Source organism: Lawsonibacter sp. JLR.KK007 (assembly GCF_036941135.1).
Lineage (GTDB): Bacteria > Bacillota > Clostridia > Oscillospirales > Oscillospiraceae > Lawsonibacter.
Genome location: NZ_JAYWSY010000001.1, coordinates 882,732 through 896,593 on the forward strand (window position 1 = coordinate 882,732; position 13,862 = coordinate 896,593).

21 protein-coding genes are annotated in these 13,862 nt (G+C 59.7%); 18 read left to right on the forward strand and 3 right to left on the reverse strand.

Annotated features, from left to right (window positions below):
• Positions 1-73: 73 nt before the first annotated feature.
• From VV088_RS04950 to VV088_RS05025, 16 genes are all read left to right on the forward strand, one after another.
• Positions 74-364, forward strand: coding sequence for a PAAR domain-containing protein (locus tag VV088_RS04950; protein WP_334599659.1), 291 nt, complete (start codon positions 74-76; stop codon positions 362-364).
• 3 nt (positions 365-367) lie between these two features.
• On the forward strand, positions 368-760 hold the full coding sequence (locus VV088_RS04955; protein ID WP_243413931.1) for a phage tail protein: 393 nt from the start codon (positions 368-370) through the stop codon (positions 758-760).
• Positions 757-1,071 (forward strand): hypothetical protein, encoded by a 315-nt coding sequence (locus VV088_RS04960; RefSeq protein ID WP_334599660.1) that lies wholly within the window; start codon positions 757-759, stop codon positions 1,069-1,071. The genes VV088_RS04955 and VV088_RS04960 overlap by 4 nt, the downstream gene beginning before the upstream one ends.
• Positions 1,064-2,218, forward strand: a complete 1,155-nt coding sequence (locus tag VV088_RS04965; protein ID WP_334599661.1) for a baseplate assembly protein — start codon at positions 1,064-1,066, stop codon at positions 2,216-2,218. Before VV088_RS04960 ends, VV088_RS04965 begins: the two co-directional genes overlap by 8 nt.
• Entirely contained in the window at positions 2,211-2,939 is a 729-nt protein-coding gene (locus tag VV088_RS04970) for a phage tail protein (protein WP_334599663.1), read from the forward strand. Before VV088_RS04965 ends, VV088_RS04970 begins: the two co-directional genes overlap by 8 nt.
• A 10-nt stretch (positions 2,940-2,949) precedes the next feature.
• Positions 2,950-5,427 (forward strand): hypothetical protein, encoded by a 2,478-nt coding sequence (locus VV088_RS04975; protein WP_334599664.1) that lies wholly within the window; start codon positions 2,950-2,952, stop codon positions 5,425-5,427.
• 88 nt (positions 5,428-5,515) lie between these two features.
• Entirely contained in the window at positions 5,516-5,989 is a 474-nt protein-coding gene (locus VV088_RS04980) for a hypothetical protein (RefSeq protein WP_334599665.1), read from the forward strand.
• A 400-nt stretch (positions 5,990-6,389) separates the two neighbouring features.
• On the forward strand, positions 6,390-7,523 hold the full coding sequence (locus VV088_RS04985; RefSeq protein ID WP_334599666.1) for a reverse transcriptase domain-containing protein: 1,134 nt from the start codon (positions 6,390-6,392) through the stop codon (positions 7,521-7,523).
• Positions 7,516-8,136, forward strand: coding sequence for a carbohydrate-binding protein (locus VV088_RS04990; RefSeq protein ID WP_334599667.1), 621 nt, complete (start codon positions 7,516-7,518; stop codon positions 8,134-8,136). Before VV088_RS04985 ends, VV088_RS04990 begins: the two co-directional genes overlap by 8 nt.
• Positions 8,137-8,139: 3 nt before the next feature.
• Positions 8,140-8,562, forward strand: coding sequence for an isoaspartyl peptidase (locus VV088_RS04995; protein WP_334599668.1), 423 nt, complete (start codon positions 8,140-8,142; stop codon positions 8,560-8,562).
• Positions 8,559-8,741, forward strand: coding sequence for a hypothetical protein (locus tag VV088_RS05000; protein ID WP_334599669.1), 183 nt, complete (start codon positions 8,559-8,561; stop codon positions 8,739-8,741). The genes VV088_RS04995 and VV088_RS05000 overlap by 4 nt, the downstream gene beginning before the upstream one ends.
• 3 nt (positions 8,742-8,744) lie before the next feature.
• Positions 8,745-9,080, forward strand: a complete 336-nt coding sequence (locus VV088_RS05005; protein WP_334599670.1) for a hypothetical protein — start codon at positions 8,745-8,747, stop codon at positions 9,078-9,080.
• Positions 9,077-9,313 carry a hypothetical protein gene (locus VV088_RS05010; RefSeq protein WP_334599671.1) on the forward strand — a complete coding sequence of 79 codons (237 nt, stop codon included), beginning with the start codon at positions 9,077-9,079 and terminating at the stop codon, positions 9,311-9,313. The genes VV088_RS05005 and VV088_RS05010 overlap by 4 nt, the downstream gene beginning before the upstream one ends.
• Positions 9,314-9,329: 16 nt before the next feature.
• Positions 9,330-10,331 (forward strand): LysM peptidoglycan-binding domain-containing protein, encoded by a 1,002-nt coding sequence (locus VV088_RS05015; RefSeq protein WP_334599673.1) that lies wholly within the window; start codon positions 9,330-9,332, stop codon positions 10,329-10,331.
• Positions 10,332-10,352: 21 nt separating this feature from the next.
• The gene (locus VV088_RS05020; protein WP_334599674.1) at positions 10,353-10,688 is read left to right on the forward strand and encodes a hypothetical protein; all 336 of its coding nucleotides are present in this window, start codon (positions 10,353-10,355) and stop codon (positions 10,686-10,688) included.
• A gap of 2 nt (positions 10,689-10,690) precedes the next feature.
• Positions 10,691-10,981: a hypothetical protein gene (locus VV088_RS05025; protein WP_334599675.1), complete on the forward strand. Its 291-nt coding sequence runs from the start codon at positions 10,691-10,693 to the stop codon at positions 10,979-10,981.
• Positions 10,982-11,113: 132 nt separating this feature from the next.
• Here VV088_RS05025 and VV088_RS05030 read toward each other — a convergent pair whose 3' ends face one another.
• The 3 genes from VV088_RS05030 to VV088_RS05040 form a co-directional block, all read right to left on the reverse strand.
• Positions 11,114-11,293 (reverse strand): hypothetical protein, encoded by a 180-nt coding sequence (locus VV088_RS05030; RefSeq protein WP_161844537.1) that lies wholly within the window; start codon positions 11,291-11,293, stop codon positions 11,114-11,116.
• 92 nt (positions 11,294-11,385) lie between these two features.
• Positions 11,386-11,607, reverse strand: coding sequence for a hypothetical protein (locus VV088_RS05035; protein WP_202620926.1), 222 nt, complete (start codon positions 11,605-11,607; stop codon positions 11,386-11,388).
• A gap of 123 nt (positions 11,608-11,730) precedes the next feature.
• A complete protein-coding gene (locus VV088_RS05040) occupies positions 11,731-11,871 on the reverse strand; it encodes a hypothetical protein (RefSeq protein WP_297301642.1) in 141 nt (46 codons plus the stop codon).
• A 211-nt stretch (positions 11,872-12,082) separates the two neighbouring features.
• Between VV088_RS05040 and VV088_RS05045 the strand changes: the two genes are divergently transcribed.
• Positions 12,083-12,229 (forward strand): Arc family DNA-binding protein, encoded by a 147-nt coding sequence (locus tag VV088_RS05045; RefSeq protein WP_297301644.1) that lies wholly within the window; start codon positions 12,083-12,085, stop codon positions 12,227-12,229.
• 440 nt (positions 12,230-12,669) lie between these two features.
• Positions 12,670-13,719 (forward strand): IS30 family transposase, encoded by a 1,050-nt coding sequence (locus VV088_RS05050; protein ID WP_334599676.1) that lies wholly within the window; start codon positions 12,670-12,672, stop codon positions 13,717-13,719.
• Positions 13,720-13,862 lie beyond the last annotated feature (143 nt).

The window sequence follows — 13,862 nt, forward strand, 5'->3', positions numbered from 1 at the left end:
GAGCGGTGCGAGGAATGGCCGCAGGCCGTTCCGAGTATAGCGGACTTTGCAACGACGAAAGGAGGCGGAGGCCATGCCGGCAGCAACACGCAAAGGGGACCAATGCACCGGACACGACGCCTGCCCACCTGTTCCCCTGGTGGAGTATAGCCCGGACGTGAACATAAACGGACGGGGCGCTGGCCGCGTGGGGGACCACTACGCAACCCACAGCTGTGTCGCACACCCCGGACACCAGGACGTGATCGCCGCCGGGAGTTCCACGGTATTCATTAACAAAAAGCCCGCCGCCAGGATCGGGGACGCCGTTTCCATCGGCGGGACGGTCCAGGACGGCAGCGGGAATGTGAGGATAGGGGGGTAAGCTGTGGCCATTGGATCGCTGGGCGGGATCGTCTTTCAGGTGAGCGACAGCGCCGTTTTGACCTTTAAGGGAATGACCCGCGAGGTTTCCAGCCGGTGGGTGGAGCATGAGGTCATGGGCGTAAAGCCGAAACCGGAATTTTTAGGGGCAGGCAATCAAAAGATCACCCTGCCCATTACCCTGTCCGCCGGCCTGGGCGTCAAACCCCGCAAAATGCTGGAACTGGTGGAGCGCATGGTGGAGAGCGGCGACGCGGAATATTTGATCATAAAGGGCAGGCCGGTGGGCCGCCACCCGTTCCGCCTGACCGCCTCCAGTGAAACATGGGGGGATATGTACGGCCACGGCGAACTGGCCAAGGCAAACCTGACCATTACCCTGGAGGAATACACATGACACACGGGACCAACTTGCAGCTGTATGACTTCAAGCTGGAATACACGTTCCAGGACAACGCCATGGCGGAACTGGACCGGCAGCTGGCCCTGCTGCTGTCCACCCAGGTGGGCACCATGCCGCTGGATCGGGAGTTTGGGATCCAACAGAACTATGTGGACAAGCCCCCGGAGGTAGTAAAGAGCCTCTACACGGCGGAGGTAACAAAAAAGGTCCCGCAGTTCATTCCGTGGGTGCGTGTCTATGAAGTCACATGGATTTATGGAGAACAAGGGCACATCAAGCCAAAGGTGGTGATCACCCGTGCCTGAAATTTCGGCGGTGAAGAACCTGCCGGACGTTAGTTTCATTGACGGGAAAACCGTGGAGGACATACGCGGGGAAATGGTGGCGGACTATGAGGCATATATGTCCCAGGCCACCGGGCGCCCGCTGACCCTGGACCGGGCCAGCCCCCACCGTATGGAGTTATACGCGGCGGCGGCGCAAATCTACCACGCCCTGCAGTACATTGACCGAGCGGGCAAGCAGAACCTTTTGAAATACAGCTATTCCAATTTCCTGGACCACCTGGCGGCCTTTAAGGGGCTGACACGGGAGCCGGAGGCGGCGGCCACCACCACCCTGCGCTTTACTCTTTCGGCGGAGCGGGAGGCGGCCACGGGGATCCCGGTGGGCACCAGGGCGGCGGTGCCGGACTGGTCCGTGTACTTCACAACCACCCAATACATGGAGATCCCGGCGGGGGCCATGTCGGTGGACGTGCCGGCGGCCTGTACCATGACCGGAGAGGCGGGCAACCGCCTGGCCGTGGGGGAACTGTCCAAGCTGGTGGACCCGATCCCCTACATGGCCAGCGTGTCCAATATCACCGTGACCGCCGGCTGCGCGGAGGTGGAGAGCGACGACCACCTGGCGGAGCGGGTCTACCTGTTCCCCGGATCCTACTCCACCGCCGGACCGGAGGCAAATTACAAATACCACGCCAAAAAGTTCAACGTGAACGTGGGCGACGTGGTGGTGGTGAGCGACCAGGCGGCGGGCACCGTGGATCTTTATTTCCTTATGACGGACGGGAGCAAACCGCCGGAGGAAATGATCACCGGCCTGGAAAACTACCTGCGGGACAACAACATTAGACCCATGACGGACCTGGTGCGGGTGGCCGCCCCGGCGGAGGTGGAATACTCCATCGACCTGACCTATTACATCAACCGGAGCGACAGCAACCGGGCCGTGGACATTCAGACCGCCGTGGCCGCCGCTGTGGGCAAATATACCGCATGGCAGCGGGCCATAGGCCGGGACATTAACCCCTCCAAGCTGGGGGAAATGGTCATGGCGGCGGGGGCCAAGCGGGTGGAAATGGCCGCCCCCGTCCACCAGATCGTGGGCGCCAAGTCCGTGGCGCTGCTGACCGGCCAGGCCGTCCGCTATGGAGGGCTGGAGGATGATTGACCTACGGGGCAGCCGTTTCACGGACATTATGCCGGAGAACCTGGCCAGCCAACTGGAAACCCAGGCTTTTGCCTATGCCCTGGGGCGGCAGATCGAAAAGCTGTGCGCCTACGCGGACGGGGTGCATATTTACGCCGCCGTGGCCTCCATGCCGGAGAAGATCCTGGACGTGCTGGCGGTGGAATTGCGGACCCCGGCCTATAATCAGGATTTTTCCATTGAGGTCAAGCGGGCGCTGATCGAGGGGACCCTGACCTTTTACGCCCGCATGGGCACCCCGGCGGCCTGTAACCAGATCATAGAAACCATTTTCGGCAGCGGCTACATAGAAGAATGGTTTGACTATGACGGCGGCCCCCACCATTTCCGGGCGTATGTGGGCGACGGCGGGCAGGTGGATCCCACGGACCTGGCGGAGTTCCGGCGGGTCCTGGCCAACGTGAAACGCCTGTCCAGCTGGCTGGATGAAGTGATCACCATTTCCACCTTTGAGGAGGAGATCATGACCTTTGCCGGCTATCTGGATCCGGGCTATTCCGTGACCACGCTGCCGGAGGCGCCAATGGACTACGACCACAACGCCGTGGCCGTCCTGATCGGCGCGGTGGGGTCCATCAACACCACCACGCTGCCGGAGGGGGCCGTGGACCTGGACACGGACGCCGTGGCCTGCGGCGCATTTAGTACATTTACCGCCACCACCATACCGGCGGCGGAGTAAGGAGGAAAAAATGTTTTACGGTTTTGTGATCACCGAGGCCGGAAACCAACTGCTGGCCAAAATGGTGGCGGGGCAAACGCTGAAACTGTCCGGCGTGTTCATGGACCTGGGGACGGTGGAGGACAAAGAAACCGCCCGCCAGCTGACCGCCCCCCTGGAGCCGGGACCGGCGGGCACCAGTACGGTCCCCACCGTCAAGGGCAACCAGGTGGGCATGATCGTCCAGTTCCGCAGCGACCTGGACGGCGGGCTGAAAGAGGACAAGTGGATCGGCGGTTTCGGCGTTTACGCGGAGGACCCGGACACCGGGGACCCCGTTATGATCTACTACGCCAGCCTGGGCCACCAGCGCCAGCCCATAGCGGCCTATGTGGAGGGGACCGCGCCGGACGTGCGGAATTTCCCCATTTCCATCCGTGTCACGTCCGGGGTGGACGCCACCCTGACCTATCCGGCGGGGGCGTGGATGACTGCGGAGGACGTGCTGCTGTACTTCAATGAAACCATCAAGCCGGAACTGGAGGCGTCCCTGGCCGGGCTGATCGAGGCCCACAACACCGACGAAAACGCCCACCCGGACCTGGCGGCGGCGGTGGCGGAGGCCCTGCGGATCGCCAGGGAGGCCCTGGAGGCGGCGCAGGCAACGGACGGCAAGGCGGACACCGCGCTGGCGGCGGCCCAGAAAGCGTTGGAGGACGCGGAGGCGGCCATGGCGGCGGCCAGAGCGGCCCAGGAGGCCGCAGAAACGGCGCAGAAAGCCGTTACAGACCTGACCAGCACCATTGACGTGGTGCCCAGCCAAAGCGGTGTGTTGACCTTTACAGGAGCGGAGCAGGCCCCCGTCTGGAACAACTACAACCCCACCGCCCTGACTATCAGCGGGCAGACCACGGGGACCAACGCCGGGACCTATACGGCCATCTTCACCCCCGTGGAGGGCTACAAGTGGCGGGACGGCACCACGGACGCCAAGAGCGTGACCTGGACCATCGGGCGGGCCGTTATCATGGGGATCCCGGAACAGAGCGGGACCCTGACCTATAACGGATCGGCCCAGTCCCCCGTCTGGAGCGGCTACGACGCCGCCAAGCTGACCATGGGCGGCACCACCAGCGGCACCAACGCGGGCAGCTATAACGCCACCTTTACCCCCGGCGCAAATTACCAGTGGAACGACGGCACCACGGTGGCCAAGACGGTGGCCTGGTCCATCGGGCGGGCGTCTGTGGGCGTCCCCAGCCAAAAGGGGAGCCTGACCTATAACGGGGCGGAACAGTCCCCCGTCTGGAACGGCTACGACGCCGCCAAGCTGACCCCGGGCGGCACCACCAGCGGCACCAACGCGGGCAACTATAACGCCACCTTTACCCCGGTTTCCAATTACCAGTGGAGCGACGGCACCACGGCGGCCAAGACGGTGGCCTGGTCCATCGGCAAGGCGGCGGGATCCTCCAGCCTGAACAAGTCCAGCCTGGCGTTGAGTACGGGCACCATGTCCGGCACCATTTCCGTGACGCGGGAGGGCAACGGGGCCGTGTCCGCCTCCTCCAGCAACACCAACGTGGCAGCGGTGAGCGTGTCCGGCACCACCGTGACCGTGACCGCCAAGGCCAAGGGCACCGCTACCATTACCATCAAGGTGGCGGCGGGCACCAACCACACCGCCCCGGCGGACAAGACCTGCACCGTGACCGTGACCCTGCCCACCACCTCCCTGAATGATAATACATGGGCCACCATCAAGGAAGTTTCCGACGCCGGCCAGGGTGAAAACTACTGGAGCGTGGGCGACACCAAGCGGATCACCATCAACGGCAAGGTGGGGAATTTCACTTTTTCCAATCTGGCCATTGACGCCTTTATTATCGGCTTTAACCACAACAGCAGCCGGGAGGGCACCAACCGGATCCATTTCCAGATCGGAAAGATCGGCGGGAAAGACGTTTGCCTGTGTGATAACCAGTACGGCACCAGCCAAGGCAGCAACGGCTATTTCAACATGAACCCCAACAACAGCAACAGCGGCGGGTGGAATGGCAGCTATATGAGAAAGACCCTGCTGGGCAACAGCGGGACCCCCTCCAGCCCCCCGGCCAACTCCCTGCTGGCCGCCCTGCCGTCCGACCTGCGGGCCGTTATGAAACCCGTTACCAAGTACAGCGACAACACCGGCGGCGGGTCCGATAATGCCAGCTATGTCACGGCTACCACGGACTATCTTTTCAACCTGGCGGAGTTTGAATACCACGGGACCAGGTCCTACGCCAACAGCGCGGAAAAGAATTTCCAGCTGCAATATTCCTACTACAAGGCCGGCAATAGCAAGGTGAAGTATAAGCACGGGGAAACCGGGACTGCTGCCGATCACTGGTGCCGTTCTGTCTATTCCAGCTACAGCACCACTTTCTGCCTTGTCTCCGGCGGCGGCAGCGCCAGCGACGGCAACGCGGGCAATTCCTGGGGTGAGGCGCCCGGCTTTACCGTCTAATCCGCCGCAGCGTATCCCGCCCCCATCCCGCCCATGAAAATGGGCGGAGAGGGGGGCACGGAGCAGAAAGCCAGAGGAGGAGAAAACCGTGTCCGTCCTGAAAAATAAGCGAACCACCAGCAAGGCGGAGTTTGTAAATACGGCCAATGAGATTTACACGGAAACGATAAATTTTTTGAGCCGTCTTTCCGCCAGATACTCCCGCCTGCTGGCGGACCCCACCGCCAAACTGGCGGCGGAGGTGGTGGACAACGCGGAAAAGGCGCAAAGTTTCTTTACATCGGACGATATGCGCCTGGACCTGCGGAAACAGCACCTTTTACTGGCGCGGGGCGCTTTAATGGCCCTGGACGTGCAGCTGTGTCACTGTTACATGGTCATGATGAAGAACCCGCAGGGGTGCTTTACGGACGCCAAAGGAAACAAGGTCCCCAAAAAGGAGGCGGAGGAGCGCCTGGAAACCATGTCCCAAACCCTGGGGGACCTGATCGACGCGGAGGACGAACTGCTGAAAGGGACCATGAAAAGCGACACGGACCTGCGGAGGAAAAGAAAAAAGTAAAATCGCTTGTTTGGGTGTATTTCTGAAAACGTGCCGTTTGGCAGGGCGGCCTTTGACGGGACTGCTGCCAATCACTGGTGCCGTTCTGTCAATTCCAGCAACAGCAACAATTTCTGCCTTGTCAACAACGGCGGCAACGCCAACAACAACAACGCGAACAATTCCTGGGGTGAGGCGCCCGGATTTTATACCATGGGTCAAATGCAGTAACCAATGCGGTGAACCGGACCCGTATAAAAGGAGAAATACTGCCCTGGCGAAAGCCTGAAACTGCCCCTGGCGGCCTGACACGGACGCTGCTTGCATGGCGGGCTATTGTGCTAACCCGTTTCATGTGCCGGGTCAAAGTAGTTTAGACGCACACCGACAAGACAACTATCCGGGGAGCGAATAAAAATATATGACAAGCGAGGAGCGCCGGGAGGCGCGATACCAACGCCGGAAAGCGGCCAGGCAAGCCAGGAAACAGGCCAGAAATGACAGTCTGGGCACACTGGCGGAGGTTTTCAGTTTTCGGGATATGTTCCGGTATGGGCTGAAATGCTGCAACGGCGTGAGGTGGAAACAGTCCACCCAAAACTTTGAGCGCCACCTGTTTTCCGGCACCGCCCGCCGGCGGCGGGAAGTTCTTTCCGGCCAATGGAAACCGGGCAAATATGTCCACTTCACCCTGCGGGAGCGCGGCAAGGTCCGGCCCATAGACGCGCCCCACATCAATGACCGACAGATCCACAAGACCCTTTGCAATAACGTCTTGATCCCGCTGTACGGCCCCAGCATGATCTATGCAAACGGGGCCAGCCAAAGGGGAAAGGGCCTGCATTTCCATTACAAACTGCTGGAGGACCAGCTGCGGAAACAGTTCAGAAAGAACGGGCGGGAGGGCGCCGTGTTCCTGATGGATTTTCACCACTTTTTCCCGTCCGCGCCCCACGCCCTAATCTACCAACGGCACCGGGACCTGATCCTGAACGAACAGATCCGCGCCATAGCGGACGCCGTGGTGGGGTCTGTTCCGGGCGGCGTGGGTATGCCCCTGGGCGTGGAGCCGTCCCAGCAGGAAATGGTGGCCCTGCCCTCCAGCCTGGACAACTGGCTGAAATGTCAAAAGTCCATTCACGGCGCGGGGCATTACATGGACGACTATGCCACGGTGCTGGACAGCATAGACCAGGCGGAGGAGATCATGGAGGAAACGATCCGCCGGGCGGAGGCCATGGGCCTACAGGTCAACCGGAACAAATGCCATATTGTGCCGCTGGATAAGCCTTTCCGCTTTTGCAAATGCAAGTTTTATCTGACTGAAACCGGGCGGGTGATCACCCACGGGGCCAGGGACGGAATGAAAGCGGCACGGCGGAAAATCAGGCTTTACAAAAAGCGGGTGGACGCCGGGGAAATGACCGTCCAGCAGGCGGAGGACCAGCTGCAGGGGCATATCGCCTATTATGAAAATTTCGACGACCACGGGCGGGTCATGCACCTGCGCCGGATCATTCATGCCACATTCAAAGGAGGAGAAAACCATGTATAAGATCACCAGGGACGGGGAAACCGTGGCCATGACCGAGGCCCCCAGCTATGTCCGCAGGGCTGAAAACGGGTGCTTTACCTTGTGCCAGGAGGCGGAGGCGGCGGGGATCGTCCACAATGGCCAGGTTTTCCACCTGCTGGGCCGCCCGGATATGGAGGGCGCGGTGGCCACCGTCATGCTGGAGGAAACCGACGCGGGCAGCGAGATCACCAGGGCGGCGGAAACCGGCGGGATCATGTTTGTTACGCTGGCGGAGGCCGGGAGCATTGACGCCACCACGGCGGCGGAACACGCGGACCTTTTCGCCCCCTGGGCGGTGCCGGTGGCCTATAAGGCCGGGAATATTCGCCGGTATACGGACGGCCAGCTGTACCAATGCCTGCAGGATCACACGTCGCAGGCGGACTGGACCCCGGACGCCGCCCCCAGCCTGTGGAAACGGGTGGCGGACCCGGCGGAGGAGTGGCCGGAGTGGTCCCAGCCGGTGGGCTCACATGACGCCTACAACGCCGGGGACAAGGTGAGCCACGGCGGGAAACACTGGACCAGCACCGTGGACAGCAACGTGTGGGAGCCTGGCGTGTACGGCTGGACCGAGGCGGCGGAGGTGTAAGCCGTGGAGCGGGTGCAATACATAGCGGCCCGGCGGGCGCGGTTTAATGCCATCTGCGGCCCGGTAAATATCCCCTATGGCGCCACCGTGGAGGCCGTGGACGGTTTCCTGGAGCGGGACGGCCTGCGCCTGTGTGCCGCCACCAGCGAAAGCGCCCATAAATATTTCGCCAGAGACAGCGACGGCAACGGGCTGGAGCGCGGCAAGCTGACCGCCGCCATTATCGCCGCCGTGTCCAAGCGGGACAAGGGCCACGGGGCGCGGTGGGCAAAGCTGTGGGCGGATCCCATGGCCTGCCGGTACAGGCGGGCGGATCATGCGGATTTTTGGGTGTGGTCCCATGACTTTTTCGAGGCCCCCGTGGAGGACCTGCGGCATATTGCCGGGCTGATCGGCGTGGGCGCAAAGGGGGCGCGGCGGCGGTGAACCAGGTAGAAATGATCGCGGCCCTGTGCGCCATCATTGACCAGCAGAATGTGATCATTCAGGACCAGGCCACACAGCTGGCCCAGTATGACGCCCTGACCCGTGCGGGGGAGATCGCCACCCTGCGGCAGAAATACGCGGAGGCCACCGGCGGCCCCGTTGACAAATTGGAGGTGTGAGGCATGAATGAGCAGGAAATGGCGGTAAAGCTGGCGGAGGTGGACGCCCGGAGCAAATCCAACACCCACCGCCTGGATGAAATGGACGAAAAGGTGGACACCCTGAACCGGCTGGCCACCGCCGTGGAGGTCATGGCGACGGAGCAGCGGCACCAGACCGAAACCATGACGGAGATCAAAAACGACGTGACCGCCCTGGGGACAAAGGTGGACGCCATCGAAAAGAAACCAGGAAAGCGGTGGGACGGCATGGTGGACAAGTTCCTTTATGGCCTGGTGGGGGCGCTGGCCACCGCGCTGGCCGCCGGCCTGATCTACCTGCTGACGGTGGCGGCATGACCGGCACCGTGATGGTGGCTGCGCTGGCCGTGTTCTGGCATACAGGGAGCGAACCGGCCACCCTGACCGCCTGCGTGTTCGGCGTCTGCGGGATTGAAAACGGTGTCATGGGCTGGATCAAGACCAGCAAGGAAAAGGCGGCGGAGGCCGCCAAAACAAACGGGAGCGGCCACCAGGCCGCGCCCATGGACCCGCCCACCGAGCGGGAGGAACCCCCGGACGTGGGCCTGTAAGGGAGGCAGCATACAAATGACAGAGAACCAACTGCGCCAGAAAGTGGCGGACACCATCAACGCATGGGTGGGGGCCACCAAGGGCAGCGCCAAGCACCTGGACATTTTGGAGGTATACAACAATTACCGTCCCCTGGCGCGGGGGTACAAGGTCCAGGTGAAAGACGCCTATTGTGCCACCACGGTGAGCGCGGCCTATATCCGGGCCGGGATCGCAAAGTACACCGGGACCGAGTGCGGCGTGGAGAAATACACCGTTGTGGCCCAAAAGCTGGGAATTTGGGTGGAGAACGACGCCCACACGCCCAAGATCGGGGACGCCTGCGTGTATGACTGGCAGGACAACGGTGTGGGCGATTGCACCGGGGCCGGGGACCATATCGGGATCGTGACCAAAGTTTCCGCCGGGTCCTTTGTGGTCACAGAGGGAAACATGAGCGGCGGCAAGGTGGGCAAGCGGACCATGGCCATCAATGGCCGGTATATTCGCGGGTTTATCTGCCCTGACTTTGCGGCAATCGCCAAGAAAATGGGCGGAACCACCACCGGAACCACACCGGGCACCACGGGGGCCTCCAGCGCGGCCAAAGGCACCGCCCACACCGTTGTGGCGGGTGATACCCTGGGCAAGATCGCGGCCCGCTATGGCACCACTGTGGACGCCCTGGCGGCTATCAACGGGATCAAAAACAAGAACCTGATCCGGGTGGGGCAGGTGATCTATTTGACCGAGGCGGCGGCAGCTGTGGCCAAGCTGGCCCGGCTGGGCGTGATCAACTCCACGGACTACTGGCAGCAGGCCGCCGCGTCCGGCAAGGTCAAGTATTTGGACCGCCTGCTGGTCAAGGCGACGGGGAAGATCACCAAGGCCGGGCCGCGCTCCAGCACCGTGGCCAACGCCGTGGGCGCCCTGGTGGCCGCCGGCGTGATTGACACGCCGGACTATTGGCTGGCCAATTACAACACATTCCCCCACCTGGACGCGCTGCTGTGCGCCCTGGGCGGGGCTGTGAAATAAAAATTTAGGGAGGACATAACCATGGAAACCATTCTGCAGTACATTCCCGCCGTTCTTTCGGCCATCCTGCTGGCGGTGCTGATCCTTATGGTGATCACCAATATCATTGTGGAGGTGGTCAAGAAACTGACCTGGGACAAGGTGCCCACCAACCTGCTGGCCTTTATCGTGGCCATGGCCGTGACCCTGCTGGCGTTCTTCGCCGTGTGCCGGATCCTGGCCGTCCCCATTGTCTGGTACATGGTGGCCGCCGCCATCGGCCTGGGCTTTTTCGTGGCCTTTGCGGCCATGTTTGGGTGGGATAAATTCCGGCAAATGCTGGAGCAGATCACCCGCCTGGAGAGCCGGGGGAAATAGATATGGAGGGTAGCAAGGAAGAAAGAATAAGACCCATTACAAATATCAGCGTTAAACGGGCAGTATATGAAACCACTATGCGGGAGTTTTACCGCAGGATAGAGGCGGAGCGGAAAGACCGGATCGAAAGGACCGGGGATCCATCTTATACGGAATTTGAGGCCCTGCTGCCCTGGCTGGTAAGTTTTCTGCTGCCAGAAAAAAAGTGCCGGGCCGTAATGGAGTACGACCCGGCGGCAGATAGGATTAAGTTCTTCCAAGAGGAAAGGGGCGGAAAAGATGAAAGAAAATAATTTTGCCAAAGAAATGCGGGAAGAATGTGAACAGAAAAAGACCGCAGCCCGGCGGATATTGGAAATATCCGCCGAACTGCGGTTGACGTGGGCAGACTTCGAGGAGGTCCTGGGGATTGTCAGGAGATCCGCCTATCTGTCGAACACGTCAGCCGGGACTATCTCCTGAAAATATTCCCAGGCCGTTTCAAAAGCGCCATAAACTTTTTCGCCGTGTTCTGCGATACTGTGTAGCTGCTGATCGTCAAAACGGCGGAGACATTCCTGGGAGTATGCAAGAGACAAGTCATAAATCAAACGTTCCCGATCCAATTTTATCCCCCCCCTTTCCCGCCAAAATTCTACCACATGGCGGCAGCGGGGGCAACAGCGAGGCCCCCGGCAATTGCCGGGGGCCTTTTGCGTCATGCTGTGCGGCTGGCCCGGAACGTGGGGGCCATGCTGTACCGGTCCGGCTGGATCCATTCGCCATCCTGGTCAACGTGGACCATGGAGCGGCGGGACCGGCCCAGGTAGTTATAAGAAACGGTTTTCGCTGTGCGCCCGGTGACCTGAATGGTAAAAATGCAATCATAATCACCAATGCTGCGGGTTTTGTATTCCTTGCCAACTTCAAATTGTGCCATTTTTATTTGCCCCCTTGTTTTTTTATCTTTGCTTTGTTATTATGGAGGCGGGCCGGTGTAAGGCTACCGGCCTGCCTTTTGGGCTTGTGAGCGGCTGTCTTGTCAGGGCGGGCCGCTCACTTTTTATGCCTTGATTTTGCTGTTTCTGATTGCCTGAATGGCAATCTCGGCGGTTTCCCTGTCCTTGTCTTTCGTCCGCTCCTCAACAAGCTGGGCGATATTTTCAAGGTACTGGTTAAGTTCAGCCGTTGTCATTTCGTCCATTTCCTCACTTCCTTTCGTAAGAGGTTTTACCTCTGCCTTACAATAAGAATCATAGTACATATACACATGAATTTCAATAGGCAAAGCCTACAAACATATACACATGAATTTGTTTACTTTTTACATATACACATGAATAAAATTGTGGTATAGTAATGGCGAGGTGATAAGCATGGCCACAAAGGCACATTTAGAGGGAAACAAGCGGTATATGGCAAAACTGGATAGGGGCGTGTTCTATGTTCCAAAGGGAGGGCTGGAAAAAATCAAGGCCCATGCCATGGAAAGCGGCAAAAGCCTGAACGCCTATATTATTGCGCTGATCGAGGCGGACATGGGCAAACTGTCCGAGGAGTAAAGAAAAGGGGCCGGGACACTTTCGGCCCAGCCTCCAGAGCCGAAACAACAAAATTTTTGATTGCTGGATATTCCAACGGGCCGGAAAACGGAACCGTGGTAATATTAAGAAAAATTTTGATTATTTCGGCGGCTGGAGGCGACTATGAGGGCATACACATTTCACGGGAAAAGGAATATTTGCGGTGATCGCATAAGACTGGCCCGCCTGGCGAAACGCTTTTCACAGTCTGATTTATGCAGACAATTACAACTGATCGGGATCCCGATGGAGCGGGACAGCATAAGCGGGATCGAGAGCGGCAGCAGGTATGTGGCAGATTATGAAGTGACCACCATAGCGGATATTTTGGAGGTTTCCGTGTTGTGGCTGCTGGGGAGAGAGTGAAACCGGCGTGGTATTGCACCGCGCCGGTTTTGTCATGCCAAAAGGAGGCCGCTATGAATTACAAGGGATATAAACATATCAGGTGGGAGCAACGGCTGAAAATAGAGGGCGCCCTGCGGACCGGGGCGAAACCAGCGGCGATTGCGCAGGAATTAGGGGTATGCAAGAAAACGATCTATAATGAGATTGCGCGGGGAATGTGCGTTCAGCAGACCAGCGAATACGAATTTGTGGAAAGATACTGCGTGGACGTGGCGGAGCGGAAATACCAGGAGAATTTGAAGGCAAAAGGGCCGGACATTAAGCTGGGGAAAGACTTTGCTTTTGTGGAGTACATCGAGGACCAGATCATAAATAAAAGGCGATCCCCCGGCGCGGCCCTGGCACAGATCCAGATCGACGGGAAAAAGTTTGATACAGAAATCTGTGAAACCACCCTTTACAACTGGATTTATCGGGGGGACATTTTCCTGAACTTGACCGAGGCGGATCTGCTGTATAAGGGGGAGCGGCGGAACGAGGGGCGGAAAGCGGGCGACAATAACCGGGCCAGACCGGTCAAGGGGGACACCATCGAACAGCGCCCGGAGGAGATCAACAGCCGGGAAACTTTCGGAAACTGGGAAATGGACAGCGTTATGGGGTGCAAGGGTAGCAAGGCGGCCCTGGTGGTGCTGACCGAGCGGCTGACCCGTTACCCCGTGATCGTCCGGGTGCCTGATCATACCATGGAAAGCGTGGTCCGGGCGCTGGACCGCATGGAGCGCCGCATGGGGGCAAAGTTCCGGGAGGTTTTCCGCTCCATCACCGTGGATAATGGGTGCGAGTTCCAGGACTGCGAGGGGATGGAGCGATCCAAGCGGGCCAGGAAACCGCGCACAAAGATTTTTTATTGCCACCCATATTCTGCCTATGAGCGGGGCAGCAACGAAAACATGAACCGGATCATAAGGCGGTTTTTTCCAAAGGGGACCAACTTCGACAATGTGAGCGCGGCGGAGGTGGCGGAGGTGGAGGAGTGGCTGGCAAACTATCCGCGCCGGATCCTGGGGTGGAAAACGCCGCAAATGCTTTATGACGAATACATGACCGTGGCGGCCTGACCAGCTGAACACGGGAAAACGACCATGCCGGAACCGCCCAGGGGAGCCGGCCAATTCTTTGCGCCATTTTTGCACCGCCAGCGCCGTGGAGGCGAGGAAAACGGGGATCCCACCTGGAGCGGGACCCCCGTTTTTAGGGCTAT